The organism is Enterobacter sp. BNK-8 (genome assembly GCF_048685095.1).
Taxonomy (GTDB): domain Bacteria; phylum Pseudomonadota; class Gammaproteobacteria; order Enterobacterales; family Enterobacteriaceae; genus Enterobacter; species Enterobacter quasiroggenkampii.
The window spans coordinates 4,315,451-4,332,812 of sequence record NZ_JBLQTN010000001.1 but is presented as its reverse complement, the minus strand read 5'-3'; the positions used below and the strand labels follow the sequence as shown (position 1 = coordinate 4,332,812).

The following is a 17,362-nucleotide window of genomic DNA, read 5'->3' as shown; positions in this document are numbered from 1 at the left end:
TGACGCATGTTTGCAGCCTGAATCGTAGACTGTCTCTCGTTGAATCGCGACACGAAAGATTTTGGGAGCAAGTGATGCGCAAAGTTACCGCTGCCGTCATGGCCTCAACGCTGGCGTTCAGTGCGTTTAGCCAGGCTGCTGTAGCTATCATCAGCGATAACGGTTCCTCACAAGAGGACACAACGCAGCACAGTAGCCAAAGCCATATGTTTGACGGCATAAGTTTAACCGAACATCAGCGTCAACAGATGCGAGATCTGATGCAGAGGGCGAGACACGACCAGCCCCCTGTTAATGTTAGCGAAATGGAGACAATGCATCGCCTTGTCACCGCAGAAAATTTTGACGAAAGCGCTGTGCGCGCTCAGGCCGAAAAAATGGCACAGGAACAGGTTGCTCGCCAGGTTGAAATGGCGAAGGTCCGCAACCAGATGTTCCACCTGCTAACGCCCGAGCAGCAAGCGGTTTTGAACACCAGACATCAGCAGCGTATGGATCAGCTGCGTGAGGTTGCACGGATGCAGCGAAGCTCAGAAACGACGTTTTTCAGTAGCAATAGCAGTACCCGTAGTAACCAGTAAACCCTGTTTTCCTTGCCATAGACACCATCCCTGTCTTCCCCCACATGATGTGGGGGTTTTTTTTGCCCTGCATTCTGATTTGTTAACCGTTTATTCATCCTTCGACTCCACATGCTTCCGTTATACTAGCGGCATGACATGACAGGAGCGTTTATGAATCAATCCTATGGAAGACTGGTAAACCGGGCCGCCATGGCCGCGACGATCATGGCGTCGTGTTTGCTGGTCATTAAGGTTTTTGCGTGGTGGTATACCGGTTCGGTCAGTATTCTGGCGGCGCTGGTGGACTCGCTGGTCGATATTGCCGCCTCGCTGACCAACCTGCTGGTGGTGCGTTACTCGCTGCAGCCAGCGGATGAAGAGCACACGTTTGGGCACGGCAAAGCGGAGTCGCTGGCCGCGCTGGCGCAGAGCATGTTTATATCCGGTTCTGCGCTGTTCCTGTTTCTCACCGGCATTCAGCATCTCGTCTCGCCGACACCGATGAACGATCCCGGCGTCGGCGTCGTTGTGACGATTGTCGCGCTTATATGCACACTTGTTCTGGTAACGTTCCAGCGCTGGGTCGTTCGCAAAACGCAAAGTCAGGCTGTACGGGCGGATATGCTTCATTATCAATCTGATGTTATGATGAATGGGGCTATTCTTATTGCGCTCGGTCTGGCCTGGTATGGCTGGCATCGGGCCGATGCGTTGTTTGCGTTAGGGATTGGTATCTATATTTTATATAGCGCCCTGCGGATGGGGTATGAAGCGGTGCAATCACTGCTTGACCGCGCCCTCCCGGACTCAGAACGCAATGAAATTTTTTCTATCGTGACCGCCTGGCCCGGCGTCAGCGGTGCGCACGATCTTCGAACGCGGCAGTCAGGGCCGACCCGCTTTATTCAGATTCATATTGAAATGGAAGACAACCTGCCACTGGTTCAGGCTCACGTGATTGCTGAGCAGGTAGAGCAGGCGATTTTGCAGCGTTTTCCTGGTTCAGACGTCATCATTCACCAGGATCCCTGCTCGGTTGTACCCGGACATGTTGGGCTTTCGTAATTCGTTGTAAAAAAGTGAGCCAGGCCAGCATTTTGTGTATAAATTACCGCCATTTGGTCTGACCTGAATCAATTCAGCTGGAAGGGATTGATATACTATTTGCAGTATTCGTTGGTCGATAAGTTTCTTCCGGCAACAGATTTCAATTTTGCATTCCTAAGTTCAGAGGTAGTCATGATTAAGAAAATCGGTGTGTTGACAAGCGGCGGTGATGCGCCGGGCATGAACGCGGCAATTCGTGGGGTTGTTCGCGCGGCGCTGACGGAAGGTCTGGAAGTTTTTGGTATCTATGATGGTTACCTGGGTCTGTATGAAGACCGTATGGTTCAGCTCGACCGTTACAGCGTGTCTGACATGATCAACCGTGGCGGTACCTTCCTTGGGTCTGCACGCTTCCCGGAATTCCGTGATGAACACGTTCGTGAAGTGGCTATCGAGAACATGAAAAAACGTGGCCTGGACGCACTGGTGGTAATCGGTGGCGACGGCTCGTACATGGGTGCAAAACGTCTGACAGAAATGGGCTTCCCGTGCATCGGTCTGCCAGGCACTATCGACAACGATATCAAAGGCACCGACTACACCATCGGTTACTTCACCGCGCTGGGAACCGTTGTTGAAGCGATTGACCGCCTGCGTGACACCTCTTCTTCTCACCAGCGTATCTCTATCGTTGAAGTGATGGGGCGTTACTGCGGTGACCTGACCCTGGCTGCGGCGATTGCGGGTGGCTGTGAGTTTGTCGTGGTTCCGGAAGTGGAATTCAGCCGTGAAGATCTGGTAGCTGAAATCAAAGCGGGCATCGCGAAAGGCAAGAAACACGCGATCGTAGCTATCACCGAGCACATCTGTGACGTTGACGAGCTGGCCAAGTACATCGAAACCGAAACCAAGCGTGAAACCCGTGCCACCGTACTGGGGCACATCCAGCGTGGCGGTTCCCCTGGCCCGTACGACCGTATTCTGGCGTCCCGTATGGGCGCGTACGCAATCGAACTGCTGCTGCAGGGCCACGGCGGCCGCTGCGTCGGTATTCAGAACGAGAAACTGGTTCACCATGACATCATCGACGCGATTGAAAACATGAAGCGTCCGTTCAAAGGTGACTGGCTGGACTGCGCGAAAAAACTGTACTGATTGGCTCTGTTGCCCGGTGGCGCTGCGCTTACCGGGCCTACAAAAGCACGACTCGTAGGCCGGGTAAGGCGTAGCCGCCACCCGGCTTTTTTATGCGTGCACACTTTTTTATTCCACTACGTTATAGCCAATCTTTTTTTATTCTTTAATCCTCGATTCGCTTTCTGGCACGCTGCATTCATCAAAACACTACACAAGAGAGCTGGGCGATGAATAAATGGGGCGTGGGTTTAACATTATTGCTGGCATCGACCAGCGTTCTGGCTAAGGACATCCAGTTACTGAACGTGTCATACGACCCGACGCGTGAACTGTACGAGCAATACAACAAAGCGTTTGCGGCACACTGGAAACAGGAAACCGGCGACAATGTCGTGGTTCGCCAGTCTCACGGCGGTTCTGGCAAGCAGGCGACCTCCGTCATCAACGGTATTGAAGCCGACGTGGTGACCCTGGCGCTGGCCTACGATGTTGACGCGATCGCCGAGCGTGGCCGTATCGACAAAAACTGGATCAAACGCCTGCCGGATAACTCCGCGCCATACACCTCGACCATCGTTTTCCTGGTCCGTAAAGGCAACCCGAAACAGATCCATGACTGGAATGACCTGATTAAGCCAGGCGTGTCCGTCATCACCCCTAACCCGAAAAGCTCTGGCGGCGCTCGCTGGAACTACCTGGGCGCGTGGGGCTACGCGCTGCACCACAACAATGGCGACCAGGCCAAAGCGCAGGAATTCGTGAAAGCGCTGTATAAAAACGTTGAGGTGCTGGACTCCGGCGCGCGTGGTGCCACCAACACCTTCGTCGAGCGCGGGATCGGCGACGTGCTGATCGCATGGGAAAACGAAGCCCTGCTGGCCACTAACGAGCTGGGTAAAGACAAGTTCGAGATCGTGACCCCAAGCGAATCAATTCTGGCTGAGCCGACCGTCTCTGTTGTCGATAAAGTGGTTGAGAAGAAAGATACCAAAGCGGTGGCAGAAGCCTACCTGAAGTATCTCTACTCGCCAGAAGGCCAGGAAATTGCGGCGAAAAACTTCTATCGCCCACGCGATCCGGCGGTGGCGAAGAAATACGAAAGCGTCTTCCCTAAACTGAAACTCTTCACCATTGATGACGAGTTCGGTGGCTGGACGAAAGCGCAGAAAGAGCACTTCTCTAACGGCGGCACGTTCGACCAGATCAGCCAGCGCTAACCCATTAACCAATGACACGGTAACCCGGCGTGAGAAATCCGCCGGGTTTTTTATTTGGTCATCATTTTGCGTTACTCTTTTGCCTCTATTGAAAACAGGGAACGCGTTGTGAAAAAAATTATCTTATTGATCCTCATTGTCATCGCCCTTGCCGCTGGCGGCGTGTACTGGATGAAAGCGGGTAATCCGAATGCGTTGCGACATATCGTTCTCGACCAGTGTGTGCCGAATCAGATCCAGAATCGTAACCCGGCACCGTGTGCGCAGGTGAAAACGGATGCAGGCTATGTGGTCTTTAAAGACCGCAACGGGCCGCTGCAATATCTGCTGATGCCGACATATCGCATCAACGGCACCGAGAGCCCGCTATTGACCGAAGCGCACACGCCGAACTTTTTCTGGCTGGCCTGGCAGTCGCGCAGCTTTATGATCCTGAAGCGCGGATCCGAGGTGCCCGATAGCGCCATTTCGCTGACGATTAACTCGCCGACAGGGCGCACGCAGAACCATTTACATATTCATATCTCCTGTCTGCGCCCGGACGTGCGCGAGAAACTCAACGCCGCGCAGGGAGAAATCAGCACCCAGTGGTTGCCCCTTCCTGGCGGGCTGGAAGGGCATGAGTATCTTGCTCGTCGGGTGACGGAGAATGAACTGGTGCAGCGCAGCCCGTTCATAATGCTGGCTGAAGAGCTGCCGGAAGCGCGCGACCATATGGGGCGCTTTGCCCTGGCGATGGCGCAGCAGTCGGATGGTTCGTTTGTGTTGCTGGCAACCGAACGTAACATGCTGATGCTTAACCGCGCGTCCGCTGAGGAACTGCAGGATCATCAATGCGCTATTCTGAATTGACCCCACCATAAATAGCGTTTACTCGCCCTGCCTGTCGCCGTAGACTTGCTGAAAAATTCTACAGGAGACAGGTATGTCGCTCTGGTCAACGTATCCTCTGCTGGTACCCTCACTGATCGTTGGCGTCACTATCGTGCTATGGGCGACGTCGCTGTTGCCGGAATTCATCACCGCGCTGCTGTTCTTTACGGCGGCAATGACCGCGAAGATTGCCCCGCCGGAGGTGATTTTCGGCGGTTTTGCTTCGTCGGCCTTCTGGCTGGTCTTCAGCGGATTCGTGCTCGGCGTGGCGATCCGTAAAACCGGACTGGCGGACAGGGCCGCCCAGGCGCTGTCGGAAAAGCTCACCGACTCCTGGGTATTAATGGTAGCGAGCGTGGTGCTGCTGAGCTATGCGCTGGCGTTTGTGATGCCGTCGAATATGGGACGTATTGCGCTGCTGATGCCGATTGTCGCCGCAATGGCGAAACGCGCCGGTATCGCCGACGGCTCCCGCTCCTGGTTTGGTCTGGCGCTGGCGGTAGGGTTCGGGACGTTCCAGCTTTCGGCGACGATTCTGCCCGCTAACGTGCCTAACCTGGTGATGAGCGGTGCGGCGGAAGGCTCGTACGGCATCCATCTGAACTATGTCCCGTATCTGCTGCTGCACACGCCGGTGCTGGGCATTCTCAAAGGCCTGATTCTGATTGGCCTGATCTGCTGGCTTTTTCCCGGCAGCCCAAAACCGCCGAAGGAACAGGCGCCGTCTGAGCCTATGGGGCGGGACGAAAAGCGTCTTGCCTGGCTGCTGGCGGTGGTGCTGGGGATGTGGGTGACGGAGAGCTGGCACGGCGTTGGGCCCGCCTGGACCGGGCTGGCGGCGTCGGTCATCATTATGCTGCCGCGTATCGGTTTTATCACCGGGGAGGAGTTTTCTGCGGGGGTGAATATGCGTACCTGTATCTACGTTGCTGGTATTTTGGGGCTAGCGATCGTCGTGACGCAATCCGGCATCGGCACAGCGGTGGGCGAGGCGTTGCTCCGCATTATGCCGCTGGATGCAGATAGACCGTTCACCAGTTTCCTGGCGTTGACCGGGATCACCACCGCACTCAACTTCATTATGACCGCCAACGGCGTTCCTGCGCTGTATACCACCCTGGCGCAAAGCTTCTCGGATGCGACCGGCTTCCCGCTGCTGTCGGTGATCATGATTCAGGTGCTCGGCTATTCCACGCCGCTGCTGCCGTATCAGGCGTCGCCGATCGTGGTGGCGATGGGGCTAGGAAAGGTGCCTGCCAGGGCGGGGATGGTGCTCTGTCTGGCGCTGGCGATAGCGACGTATCTGGTGCTGCTGCCGCTGGATTACCTGTGGTTTAGCCTGCTGGGACGGCTGTAAAAAAGCCCGGTGGCGCTGACGCTTACCGGGCTTACATAACCGTAGGGCGGGTTAGCGAAGCGCCACCCGCCACAAAGGCAATTACGCCTGTTTAGCCGCTTCTGCCGCTTTAACGATCACCGCGAAAGCGTCCGCTTTCAGGGATGCACCGCCAACCAGCGCGCCATCGATGTCTGGCTGGGTGAACAGCTCAGCAGCGTTAGACGCGTTAACGGAACCGCCGTACTGGATGATCACTTGCTCAGCCACTTTGGCGTCAGCTTTCGCAATGTGGTCACGGATGAATTTGTGAACCGCCTGAGCCTGCGCAGGGGTTGCTGATTTGCCGGTACCGATCGCCCAGACTGGCTCGTAAGCGATTACCGCGCCTTCGAACGCTGCTGCGCCCTGCGTTTTCAGCACAGCGTCGATCTGACGTGCGCACACTTCTTCGGTTTTACCCGCTTCGTTTTCTGCTTCAGTTTCACCGATGCACAGAACCGGGATCAGACCCTGCTCTTTCAGCACGGCGAATTTCTTCGCGATGAACTCGTCGGATTCTTTGTGGTAGGTGCGACGCTCGGAGTGGCCGATGATGATGTATTTCGCGCCGATATCTTTCAGCATTTCAGCGGAGGTTTCACCGGTGAACGCGCCAGACAGGTTAACGTCAACGTTCTGCGCGCCCAGAATGATGTGGCTGCCGTCTGCGGCACGTTTAGCCAGATCCAGGTACATATCCGGCGGAGCGATAGCAACCGCGCAGCCGGTCACGCCAGCCAGCTCTTTACGCAGGTTCGCAACCAGTTCGTTTACCATGTGGCGGCTGCCGTTCAGTTTCCAGTTACCCATCACTAAAGGATGTCGCATTTCAATTCTCCACGCTCAATAAGCGAATTAAGGAATATGGCCACCCTGTCGGGCAGCATGGTCTGTGAATCAGTATAGAGATTTTCCCTCGAAAGGCTTTGCTTTTTGTCATTAATTCGCCCCGCCAAGGGTGTCTGATAGTGCCAGCTTAATCGGTTCAACAGCGAAGGTCAGTCCTTTTTCGCCGTTGTCCGCCACAACATAGCGGATCGCGCCTTCGGTATCGGCGTAGTAACGCTTGTTTTTACCGGCGGTGAGGAGTTTTTGCAGCTTTTGCTGGCTTTGCTTTTTCGTCAGCGCAGGGGTAAACGCCTGCAAGACCGCGCTCATGTACTCCAGGGCTTTTGCCTTCGCGGCTTTCTGCTCTGGCCCCTGTATTGGCAGCCAGGTGATTTGCATGCTTTTGATTTTTAACGTCCCGCGTTCCAGCGCCGTGGAAGCATACAAATTCTCGTTAATCTTGCTTGCCGCACGGGTCAGGGTAGGCGTGTCGCGGGGGCCATCAATGGCACGAAACTCATCCAGCGGCAGCGTGGGGTTGGCCTGATTGAAGGCTTCACGAAACTGGCTGATGGACTGATCGAACGACGGTGCGCCCGCCAGCAGATACGGTGCGGTGGTCGGGGCTGTGGTTTCGGCGGCGTGCAGGGTAAAGCCCGCGCTGAGCAGCGCTAAACACAGGAAAAGAGAATGTGTCGAACTTTTCATCAACATTGCCCCTGGCCGTAAGTGCTCATGATTAAAACGATATCTGGTCGGCTTGTCAAAAGGTCACAACTCCAGGGTAAAATGCGCGCGATATGATAATAAGGAACCTTACATGACCATACAGCAGTGGCTGTTTTCATTCAAAGGGCGTATTGGACGCCGTGATTTCTGGATCTGGATGGTGACGTGGGTTGTCGCCATGCTGCTTCTGTTTTTCGTTGCCTATAACGCATGGCTAAGCACGCAAACGGCGGCCTTCGCGCTGGTCTGCCTGCTCTGGCCAACGGCGGCTGTCGTCGTGAAACGCCTGCACGATCGAGGACGTTCCGGCGCGTGGGCATTTCTGATTATTCTGGCGTGGATGCTGGTGGCGGGAAACTGGGCGATGCTGCCGTCCATCCTGCCGTGGGTTGTGGGCAGGCTGTTGCCGTCGGTCATCTTCGTGATGATGATTGTCGATCTGGGCGCGTTTATTGGCACCCAGAGCGAAAACAAATACGGTAAAGACACCGTTGAGGTGAAATACCGCTGATCACCAGTAGTGTTCGGCGGTCATATGGCCTGGCCGGCGGCGAAGATGTTTCGTCATCTGCCGGGTATCCTTCAGAAGCTGCTGCGTGTCCCGTACCATCTGCGGGTTGCCACACAGCATGACATGGCTGGTTTCAGCGTTCAGCGGCAAACCCACCGCCTCTTCCAGGGCACCACTCTCAATAAGCGCCGGCACGCGGCCGGTCAGCGTTCCTGCTACGGTTTCGCGGCTGACCACCGTCTGAATCTTTAACTTTCCGCCGTACTGTTGTTCCAGCGCCTGCATCTGCGGCAGGTAGCTCAGATCTGCAGCGTAGCGCGCGGCGTGCACCAGCACGATGTTTTTAAAGCGCTCGAGGTCTTTGCCGTACTGCAAAATAGAGAGATAAGGACCGATGGCCGTGCCGGTTGCCAGCATCCAGAGCGTGTCACAATCCGGGATCTCTTCGAGCACAAAGAAGCCTGCTGCTTCACTCACGATCTGCACCTCGTCGCCGGGCTTAAGGGCGGCAAGGCGCGGGCTGAGTTTACCGTCAGGAACGGTGACCAGATAGAACTCGAGATCCGGGTTATCAGGCGAGTTAACGTAAGAGTAGGCGCGCTGCACGCGCTCGCCGTCGACATCCAGCCCCAGCTTCGCAAATTGCCCGGCTTTAAACGGGTGGACGGGAGCATGCACGGTGAGACTAAATAGCGCATCGGTCCAGAACTGTACCTTTGTGACTTTACCTGTTACCCAGTCCGCCATGATCTTCTCCTGTGCTGTTTCTCTGTTCTATCTTCCGTACTTAACGGGGAGATTTCCAGCCCATTTGGGCCGGAAAGCTCTATCGATCAAACGGTTTTACAGAATGTGCGTCTGTACGTCCGGGTCTTTGCGGTCGAGATAGTGGATAGACTGGATGCGGCGAATGGTGCGCGATTTGCCGCGGATCAGCAGCGTTTCGGTGGTCGCCATATTGCCCTTGCGGCTGATGCCGTCCAGCAGATCCCCTTTGGTGATACCGGTCGCCGAGAAGACCACGTTATCGCTACGGGCCATATCATGTAGCGCCAGCACTTTGTTGGCCTCGATACCCATCGCTTCGCAGCGTGCCAGCTCGTTTTCCCCGATACGGCGATTCTCTTCGCTGTCGCCTTTCACCTCGTGGCGGGGCAGCAGACGAGCCTGCATATCGCCGTCCAGCGCGCGGATCACTGCCGCAGAGACTACGCCTTCCGGCGCGCCGCCGATGCCGTACAGTACGTCCACTTCACTGTCCGGCATGCAGGTCAGGATCGAGGCGGCAACGTCACCATCCGGAATGGCAAACACGCGCACGCCGAGCTTTTGCATCTGCGCGATAGTGGCGTCGTGGCGCGGTTTTGCCAGAATGGTGACGGTGAGTTCGCTCAGCGGTTTGTTCAGCGCGCTGGCGACGTTACGCAGGTTCTCTTCCAGCGGCAGGCTGAGGTCGATTGCGCCTTTTGCGCCAGGACCGACAATCAGCTTTTCCATGTACATATCCGGCGCGTTAAGGAAGCAGCCCTTATCGCCTACGGCCAGCACCGCGAGGGCGTTGGCCTGACCCATTGCCGTCATGCGCGTACCTTCGATCGGGTCGACGGCGATATCCACAGCATCACCTTTGCCGGTACCGACTTTTTCACCGATATAGAGCATTGGCGCTTCGTCGATCTCGCCTTCGCCGATCACGATAGTGCCGTCGATGTTGACCTGGTTAAGCACAATGCGCATGGCATGGACGGCTGCGCCGTCGGCGGTATTTTTGTCACCACGACCCAGCCATTTATAGCCTGCAAGGGCGGCCGCTTCGGTGACGCGGGAAAACTCGATAGCAAGTTCACGTTTCATGAGGTACTCGTGCAGTCAAAAGGAATTGCACGAAGTTTATCACAGAGTGGGGAGGGGGGTTTTAAGTCCCCTCTCCCCAAAGGGGAGAGGGGTAAGTTTGTCTTACTCGTCGTGCTCTTCCCACGCCAGGGCGCGTTTCACCGCTTTCTTCCAGCCGCTGTAGCGGAAGTTACGCTCGGTGGTTTCGATGCCCGGGCGGAATTCGCGTTCGATCACCGCTTTTTCCTGCAGCTCGTCCAGGTTCTGCCAGAAGCCTACCGCCAGACCGGCAAGGTACGCCGCGCCCAGCGCCGTCACTTCACGCACTTCAGGACGCTCAACGCGGGTGCCCAGAATGTCGGACTGGAACTGCATCAGGAAGTTATTCGCGACCGCACCGCCGTCCACGCGCAGGGCGTGCAGACGAATACCGGAGTCCGCCTGCATCGCTTCCAGCACGTCGCGCGTCTGGTAGGCGATGGATTCCAGGGTGGCGCGAATGATATGGTTAGAATTCACGCCACGCGTCAGACCGAAAATCGCGCCGCGTGCATACGGGTCCCAGTACGGTGCGCCCAGACCGGTGAACGCAGGCACCACGTACACGCCGTTGGTGTCTTTCACTTTGGTCGCGAAGTACTCGGAGTCGAACGCATCGCTGATCAGCTTCATCTCGTCACGCAGCCACTGGATAGACGCGCCGGCCATGAACACCGCACCTTCCAGGGCATAGTTCACTTCGCCGCGCGGGCCGCAGGCGATGGTAGTCAGCAGACCGTTTTCTGATTTCACCGCTTTCTCGCCGGTGTTCATCAGCATAAAGCAGCCGGTGCCGTAGGTGTTCTTCGCCATCCCTTCCTTGACGCACAGCTGGCCGAACAGCGCCGCCTGCTGGTCACCGGCGATACCGGCGATAGGAATACGGGTGCCGCCTTTACCGCCGATGTTGGTCTGGCCATATACCTCAGAAGACTTGCGCACTTCAGGCAGCATCGCGCGTGGGATATCCAGCGCGTCCAGCATCTTGTCATCCCACTCCAGGGTGTTGATGTTGAACAGCATGGTACGCGAGGCGTTGGTGTAGTCGGTGACGTGAACGCGTCCCTGGGTCATCTTCCAGATAAGCCAGGTGTCAACGGTACCGAACAGCAGCTCGCCGCGCTTTGCACGCTCACGTGAACCTTCCACATGGTCGAGGATCCATTTCACTTTGGTGCCGGAGAAATACGGGTCAACCACCAGGCCGGTGGCGCTGCGCACGTACTCTTCCATGCCGTCGCGCTTCAGCTGTTCGCAAATCTCAGAGGTACGGCGGCACTGCCAGACGATGGCGTTGTAAATAGGCTTACCGGTTTCACGTTCCCAGACAATCGTTGTTTCACGCTGGTTAGTGATACCAATCGCGGCAATCTCGTCGGAACTGATATCGGCTTTCGCCAGCACTTCGACCAGCGTGGAGCTTTGTGACGCCCAGATCTCCATTGGGTCGTGTTCTACCCAGCCTGGACGAGGGTAAATTTGCTCAAATTCGCGCTGTGACACGCTGACGATGTTCGCGTCATGATCCATTACGACAGCGCGGGAGCTGGTAGTGCCCTGGTCGAGCGCAACGATATATTTTTTTTCGGTCATGGTATGTGTCCCGTAGTCAGATTACAGCGAAGCTTTTTGTTGTGCGGTAGAAGTCGTTTCCTTCTCCTCTTCCACACAGGTGTCGCACGGTAAATGGCGACCAATTAATTTGCGGTAGCTGAACGCACCCAGCGCAGCCCCGACAACTGGCGCAAACAGCGGTACCAGGAAGTAAGGAATGTCTTTGCCGCCGGTGAAGGCGACGTCGCCCCAGCCTGCGATAAAGGCGAACGCTTTAGGTCCGATATCACGTGCCGGGTTCATCGCGAAGCCGGTCAGCGGGCCCATGGAAGCGCCAATCACCGCAATCAGCAGGCCAATCAGCAGAGGGGCCAGCGGGCCGCGCGGAATGCCGTTTCCGTCGTCGGTCAGCGCCAGGATAACGCCCATCAGAATAGCGGTAATCACCATTTCAACTGCGAACGCCTGCACAAAATTGATATGCGGGTTTGGATAGGTTGAGAAGATGCCTGCCAGATCCAGACTTTCGACGCTGCCGCGCACCATATGATGCGTCTGTTCGAAGTCGATGAAAAGATTGTAATAAAGCCCGTAAACTAACGCCGCTGCGCAAAACGCGCCGGCAAACTGAGAAAGAATGAAAGGAACAACTTTGCGTCCGTCGAAGCACGCGAACAGCCACAGTGCGATAGTCACCGCCGGGTTAAGATGTGCACCAGAAACTCCTGCAGTCAGGTAGATGGCCATCGCCACGCCCAGACCCCAGATGATACTGATTTCCCACTGACCAAAACTGGCACCCGCCACTTTCAGTGCAGCGACACAGCCCACTCCGAAGAATATCAACAACCCGGTACCAAGGAACTCGGCAATGCACTGGCCTTTTAAGGTTGATGTCTGACTCATAATCGGAATCCTGAAGAAATTGATGTTTATTGTTAGCATGGCCGCCCGTGACAGCCACGATGCCCTGTAGACATAGTGTTAATTTATCGTTAACGAGCAAAAACGAGAAATATCGAAATCAAAATGTGTGGTCTGTGTCAATAAAATGAGCGTTTTCGCGCCATAAAGCACATTTTTACAGCAGTACAGGATCGGTACAGGAATGAGAGCTGAATCATTTCATTAACGAATGAGTTAACAATTTAGGGGGATATGACGCGAACGCACCAGGACCAGACCTAAAAGTGTTGCAAACCGCGATCTGCGCGGTGTGTCGCTGGACACAGAGCGCCGCGCTCCATACAATCGACGGTATATGTCGTGCGCGTTTATGTTAAAGCGTCGCCTTGCAATTCAGGAGAGGTAGCATCATGTCTTTAGAAGTGTTTGAGAAACTGGAATCGAAAGTACAGCAGGCGATTGACACCATCACCCTGCTGCAGATGGAAATTGAAGAGCTGAAAGAGAAGAACAACAGCCTGGCGCAGGAAGTACAGAACGCGCAGCACGGCCGCGAAGAACTGGAGCGCGAAAACAACCAGCTGCGCGAACAGCAGAACGGCTGGCAGGATCGCCTGCAGGCGCTGCTGGGACGTATGGAAGAAGTCTGATTCCCATTGGGATGAACTGAACAGGCCGGGTAAGGCGATGCCGCTACCTGGCTTTTTTTATGCCAGTTATAAAAAAGGCCGCCAGAGGCGGCCTTAACGCTACTTGTCCTGCGCTGTCATAGCAAAAGCAACGAACATATTCGGTTCATCACTCTTTACAACGAGTACGCTGGCGACAATGAACGCGATACATAAATAGCGTTTCATTATGCGGTCCCTGCAGCTAACCGCTCCACCGTTCACCACCGGTGATAAGTCGGTGGACACAAGCCTGGTTAAAGGTTGCTTAACGGTTGTGAATACACCTTTCCCTGGACCGATGCCCATGTGCGAGATGGCGGAAAGGGACGATGCATCATAATGAGCAGCAGCAGCGTAGTTAAGGTTTTAATAGTTAATTAGGAATTTATAAAGGGTCGATGGGGTTACCTGAGATTTGAACCAGGGTAAGATAAACATCCTGGTTAAAGGTTGCAAAACTTCCCAACGGACCGCGAATCCCGAGGGACAAAAAAACCGCCACATTGCTGTTGGCGGTTTTTTTATGGTCCACGCTTACGGTTTTATTACTCAATATCCAGCGGATCTTCGGAAAGGATAATGCCGGTATTATCGGCATAAAGATGGTCGCCGGAGAAGAAGGTCACGCCGCCGAAGTTAACGCGCACGTCGCTTTCGCCGATACCGTCACCCGCTGCCCCTACCGGTATGGCCGCGATGGCCTGAATCCCGATATCCAGGTCTTCCAGATCATCCACCTGACGCACGGAACCGTACACCACAAGGCCTTCCCACTCGTTTTGCACGGCAATACCGGCCAGCTCAGCATCAATCAATGCGCGCCGCACGGAACCGCCGCCATCGACCACCAGTACGCGGCCGCGGCCGTTCTGTTCGAGCAGATCGTACAACAACCCGTTATCCTCGAAACATTTCACCGTGACGATCTGTCCGCCAAACGACGACCGCCCACCAAAGTTGGAGAACAGCGGTTCAACGACGTTGACATCTTCCTGGTAGATGTCACAAAGCTCGGAGGTATCGTATTTCATAGGTTTAACGCTCAGTTGCTGCGAATGTGTTCAGTATATCGTGCGAAATGCGTTGTTGGCAAAATCATCAATTGTTAATTGATATTTGTCAGCTAACTGAGCGTCTGGCTTAAGACAATCCCGATGACGAACAACAGGTTAGTCAGCAGCGCGCCTTTTACCGTGCGCTCCAGCATCGGCGGCATGGCGGCCGGGCTAAGTTCACGCATCACAAAACGGGCCTGCTTAATCAGCAGCGGCGCGGCAAGCACAAACAGCCAGCCCCAAAGACTGTGCAGGGAAATCAGGTTAAACAACGCCAGGCAGACCAGGGCCCCCATCAGCAGGCAGGCATGGTAGCGACGCGCATTCACTGGCCCCAGACGGACCGCCAGGGTGTTTTTACCGTTCTCGCGATCGCTGTCGATGTCGCGCAGGTTGTTGATGTTGAGCACCGCTGTCGCCAGCAGGCCGCAGGCGGTCGCAGGCAGGAACAGGGCAGGAATCACCGTATGCGCCTGTAAGTACCAGCTTCCCATGACGCTCAGCCAGCCGAAGAACACCAGTACCGAGATATCACCGAGCCCAATATAACCGTAAGGTCGCGTGCCGACGGTATAGGTGATGGCCGCGATAATGGCCAATAAGCCCAGCACCAGAAAACCAATGAAATCGCTGGGAGTCTTAGACGCCACCGTCACCAGCGCCAGACCCGATAAACAGATCAGCACCACGGTGATAATCAACGCGCGCTTCATCTGCGCCTGGGTAATCACCCCTTTTTGCATTCCACGCAGCGGCCCGATACGGTCAGGTTTGTCGCTGCCTTTCACCGCGTCGCCGTAGTCGTTGGCGAGGTTGGAGAGAATTTGCAGCAGGCCGGCGGTAATCAATGCCAGCGCGGCGACCAGCGGATCGAAATAACCCTGCCACCAGGCAAGCGCCGTACCAACGATAATCGCGGCGAAGGCCAGAGGAAGTGTTTTAGGGCGCAGACTTTCGAGCCACGCCTGCGTACGGCTGATGTCAGTCATAAGTATTTAGCCAATAAAAATGGGGGCATTAGCCCCCATTAAACGTGATGAGAATCCAGTAACCGCGATTATAGGATAAAACGGCTCAGATCTTCATCTGCCACTAACGCATCCAGATGTTTACTCACATATTCTGCGTCAATGGTAACGGTTTGACCGTTCAGGTCGCTCGCGTCGTAAGAGATATCTTCCACCAGGCGTTCCAGCACGGTATGCAGACGACGCGCACCGATGTTTTCGGTGGTTTCGTTCACCTGCCATGCAGCCTGGGCAATACGTTTGATACCGTCTTCGGTGAACTCGAGGTTCACGCCTTCGGTCGCCATCAGCGCTTTGTACTGTACGGTGGCAGAGGCGTTTGGCTCGGTCAGGATACGTTCGAAATCTTCGGTGGTCAGCGCCTGCAGCTCAACGCGGATAGGCAGACGGCCCTGCAGTTCCGGGATCAGATCCGACGGGCTGGCAACCTGGAAGGCACCTGATGCGATAAACAGGATGTGGTCCGTTTTCACCATGCCGTGCTTGGTGGAGACGGTACAGCCTTCAACCAGCGGCAGCAGGTCGCGCTGAACGCCTTCGCGGGACACGTCCGGGCCGGAGCTGTTGCCGCCGCGCTTACAAATTTTGTCGATTTCGTCGATAAACACGATACCGTGCTGCTCAACCGCGTCGATAGCGTCCTGCTTCAGCTCTTCCGGGTTCACCAGCTTCGCCGCTTCTTCTTCAATCAGCAGCTTCATCGCGTCTTTGATTTTCAGCTTACGCGCTTTTTGCTTCTGACCGCCCAGGTTCTGGAACATGGACTGCAGCTGGCTGGTCATCTCTTCCATGCCCGGAGGCGCCATGATTTCCACACCCATTGGCGCGGCAGCGAGATCGATCTCAATCTCTTTGTCATCCAGCTGGCCTTCACGCAGTTTTTTGCGGAACGCCTGACGTGCAGCAGACGGTTCCGCCTGCTGTTCAGCCTGACCCCAATTGTTTTTTGCCGGCGGGATCAGCACGTCGAGAATGCGCTCTTCGGCCATCTCTTCCGCGCGATAGCGGTTTTTCTCAATCGCCTGGACGCGCACCATTTTGATCGCCGAGTCGGTCAGATCGCGGATGATGGAGTCCACTTCTTTACCCACATAGCCCACTTCGGTGAACTTGGTGGCTTCGACTTTGATGAACGGCGCGTTAGCCAGCTTCGCCAGACGACGGGCGATTTCGGTTTTACCGACGCCGGTCGGGCCGATCATCAGAATGTTTTTCGGCGTAACTTCGTGGCGCAGCTCTTCGTCAAGCTGCATACGACGCCAGCGGTTACGCAGGGCGATAGCCACGGAGCGCTTGGCGTTATCCTGGCCGATAATGTGTTTGTTCAGTTCGCTGACAATTTCGCGTGGGGTCATTTCAGACATGGGAGATCCTTACGCTTTGGAGGTCAATTCTTCGATGGTGTGGTTGTGGTTGGTATAGATGCAGATATCACCTGCAATATCCAACGCCTTCACCGCGATATCACGCGCGTTCATGTCGGTATTTTCCAACAGCGCGCGGGCAGCAGCCTGGGCATAAGGGCCGCCAGAGCCGATGGCAATCAGGTCATTTTCCGGCTGAATCACGTCACCGTTACCGGTGATGATAAGCGATGCGGTCTCATCGGCGACCGCCAGCAGCGCTTCGAGCTTGCGCAGCATGCGGTCGGTACGCCAGTCTTTCGCCAGCTCAACGGCGGCTTTCACCAGATGACCCTGGTGCATTTCCAGTTTACGTTCAAACAGTTCAAACAGCGTGAAGGCATCCGCCGTGCCGCCTGCAAAGCCGGCGATCACTTTGTCGTTGTAGAGACGACGCACTTTCTTCACATTGCCTTTCATGACGGTATTACCCAGCGTGGCCTGGCCATCACCGGCGATTACCACATGGCCGTTACGGCGTACACTTACTATTGTTGTCACGAGCAGACCCCCTGGTTACAGAATCGGGAAACAGAAGCCCTGAGCCTGTGCTCAGGGCTGAATTAAATGATAGATGGGGGGGAATTTGG

Annotated in this window: 18 protein-coding genes; 8 read left to right on the top strand and 10 right to left on the bottom strand. The window is 55.5% G+C overall.

Features of this window, described 5'->3' with window-relative positions:
• Nucleotides 1–74: 74 nt before the first annotated feature.
• The 6 genes from cpxP to ACMGGU_RS20935 all read left to right on the top strand — a co-directional run bounded on the left by cpxP (nucleotide 75) and on the right by ACMGGU_RS20935 (nucleotide 6,194).
• A complete protein-coding gene (gene cpxP, locus ACMGGU_RS20960; RefSeq protein WP_045909112.1) occupies nucleotides 75–581 on the top strand; it encodes a cell-envelope stress modulator CpxP in 507 nt (168 codons plus the stop codon).
• A gap of 153 nt (nucleotides 582–734) precedes the next feature.
• Nucleotides 735–1,628 carry a CDF family cation-efflux transporter FieF gene (fieF, locus tag ACMGGU_RS20955; RefSeq protein ID WP_045909114.1) on the top strand — a complete coding sequence of 298 codons (894 nt, stop codon included), beginning with the start codon at nucleotides 735–737 and terminating at the stop codon, nucleotides 1,626–1,628.
• A 174-nt stretch (nucleotides 1,629–1,802) separates the two neighbouring features.
• On the top strand, nucleotides 1,803–2,765 hold the full coding sequence (gene pfkA / locus ACMGGU_RS20950; protein ID WP_008501816.1) for a 6-phosphofructokinase: 963 nt from the start codon (nucleotides 1,803–1,805) through the stop codon (nucleotides 2,763–2,765).
• Between the two features lie 209 nt (nucleotides 2,766–2,974).
• Entirely contained in the window at nucleotides 2,975–3,964 is a 990-nt protein-coding gene (locus tag ACMGGU_RS20945; protein ID WP_024909198.1) for a sulfate ABC transporter substrate-binding protein, read from the top strand.
• A 108-nt stretch (nucleotides 3,965–4,072) separates the two neighbouring features.
• Nucleotides 4,073–4,816 (top strand): CDP-diacylglycerol diphosphatase, encoded by a 744-nt coding sequence (locus ACMGGU_RS20940; protein ID WP_420300879.1) that lies wholly within the window; start codon nucleotides 4,073–4,075, stop codon nucleotides 4,814–4,816.
• Nucleotides 4,817–4,889: 73 nt separating this feature from the next.
• A complete protein-coding gene (locus ACMGGU_RS20935; RefSeq protein ID WP_420300878.1) occupies nucleotides 4,890–6,194 on the top strand; it encodes an SLC13 family permease in 1,305 nt (434 codons plus the stop codon).
• Between the two features lie 81 nt (nucleotides 6,195–6,275).
• Here the strand turns inward: ACMGGU_RS20935 and tpiA are convergent, their stop codons facing one another.
• Together tpiA and ACMGGU_RS20925 are read right to left on the bottom strand one after the other, a co-directional pair.
• Nucleotides 6,276–7,043 carry a triose-phosphate isomerase gene (tpiA, locus tag ACMGGU_RS20930; RefSeq protein WP_003862019.1) on the bottom strand — a complete coding sequence of 256 codons (768 nt, stop codon included), beginning with the start codon at nucleotides 7,041–7,043 and terminating at the stop codon, nucleotides 6,276–6,278.
• A gap of 111 nt (nucleotides 7,044–7,154) precedes the next feature.
• Nucleotides 7,155–7,751: a DUF1454 family protein gene (locus ACMGGU_RS20925; protein ID WP_045909117.1), complete on the bottom strand. Its 597-nt coding sequence runs from the start codon at nucleotides 7,749–7,751 to the stop codon at nucleotides 7,155–7,157.
• Nucleotides 7,752–7,863: 112 nt separating this feature from the next.
• Between ACMGGU_RS20925 and ACMGGU_RS20920 the strand changes: the two genes are divergently transcribed.
• Nucleotides 7,864–8,283: a DUF805 domain-containing protein gene (locus tag ACMGGU_RS20920; RefSeq protein ID WP_023293600.1), complete on the top strand. Its 420-nt coding sequence runs from the start codon at nucleotides 7,864–7,866 to the stop codon at nucleotides 8,281–8,283.
• On the opposite strand, the gene fpr is transcribed toward ACMGGU_RS20920, so the two are convergent.
• The 4 genes from fpr to ACMGGU_RS20900 form a co-directional block, all read right to left on the bottom strand.
• Nucleotides 8,284–9,030, bottom strand: coding sequence for a ferredoxin--NADP(+) reductase (fpr, locus tag ACMGGU_RS20915; protein ID WP_048028397.1), 747 nt, complete (start codon nucleotides 9,028–9,030; stop codon nucleotides 8,284–8,286).
• 96 nt (nucleotides 9,031–9,126) lie between these two features.
• A complete protein-coding gene (gene glpX / locus ACMGGU_RS20910; protein WP_023293599.1) occupies nucleotides 9,127–10,137 on the bottom strand; it encodes a class II fructose-bisphosphatase in 1,011 nt (336 codons plus the stop codon).
• A 102-nt stretch (nucleotides 10,138–10,239) separates the two neighbouring features.
• The gene (gene glpK / locus ACMGGU_RS20905) at nucleotides 10,240–11,748 is read right to left on the bottom strand and encodes a glycerol kinase GlpK (protein WP_014885706.1); all 1,509 of its coding nucleotides are present in this window, start codon (nucleotides 11,746–11,748) and stop codon (nucleotides 10,240–10,242) included.
• A gap of 21 nt (nucleotides 11,749–11,769) precedes the next feature.
• The gene (locus ACMGGU_RS20900; protein ID WP_014885705.1) at nucleotides 11,770–12,615 is read right to left on the bottom strand and encodes an MIP/aquaporin family protein; all 846 of its coding nucleotides are present in this window, start codon (nucleotides 12,613–12,615) and stop codon (nucleotides 11,770–11,772) included.
• A gap of 410 nt (nucleotides 12,616–13,025) precedes the next feature.
• On the opposite strand from ACMGGU_RS20900, the gene zapB reads away from it, so the two are divergent.
• Entirely contained in the window at nucleotides 13,026–13,265 is a 240-nt protein-coding gene (zapB, locus tag ACMGGU_RS20895) for a septal ring assembly protein ZapB (protein ID WP_010436935.1), read from the top strand.
• A 566-nt stretch (nucleotides 13,266–13,831) separates the two neighbouring features.
• Here the strand turns inward: zapB and rraA are convergent.
• From rraA to hslV, 4 genes are all read right to left on the bottom strand, one after another.
• Nucleotides 13,832–14,317 carry a ribonuclease E activity regulator RraA gene (gene rraA, locus ACMGGU_RS20890; protein WP_023309687.1) on the bottom strand — a complete coding sequence of 162 codons (486 nt, stop codon included), beginning with the start codon at nucleotides 14,315–14,317 and terminating at the stop codon, nucleotides 13,832–13,834.
• 92 nt (nucleotides 14,318–14,409) lie between these two features.
• Nucleotides 14,410–15,330: a 1,4-dihydroxy-2-naphthoate polyprenyltransferase gene (gene menA, locus ACMGGU_RS20885; RefSeq protein ID WP_262805874.1), complete on the bottom strand. Its 921-nt coding sequence runs from the start codon at nucleotides 15,328–15,330 to the stop codon at nucleotides 14,410–14,412.
• A 68-nt stretch (nucleotides 15,331–15,398) separates the two neighbouring features.
• Complete coding sequence (hslU, locus tag ACMGGU_RS20880) at nucleotides 15,399–16,733, bottom strand: HslU--HslV peptidase ATPase subunit (protein WP_023309685.1); 1,335 nt, start codon at nucleotides 16,731–16,733, stop codon at nucleotides 15,399–15,401.
• Nucleotides 16,734–16,742: 9 nt separating this feature from the next.
• Nucleotides 16,743–17,273 (bottom strand): ATP-dependent protease subunit HslV, encoded by a 531-nt coding sequence (gene hslV / locus ACMGGU_RS20875; RefSeq protein WP_008501802.1) that lies wholly within the window; start codon nucleotides 17,271–17,273, stop codon nucleotides 16,743–16,745.
• Nucleotides 17,274–17,362 lie beyond the last annotated feature (89 nt).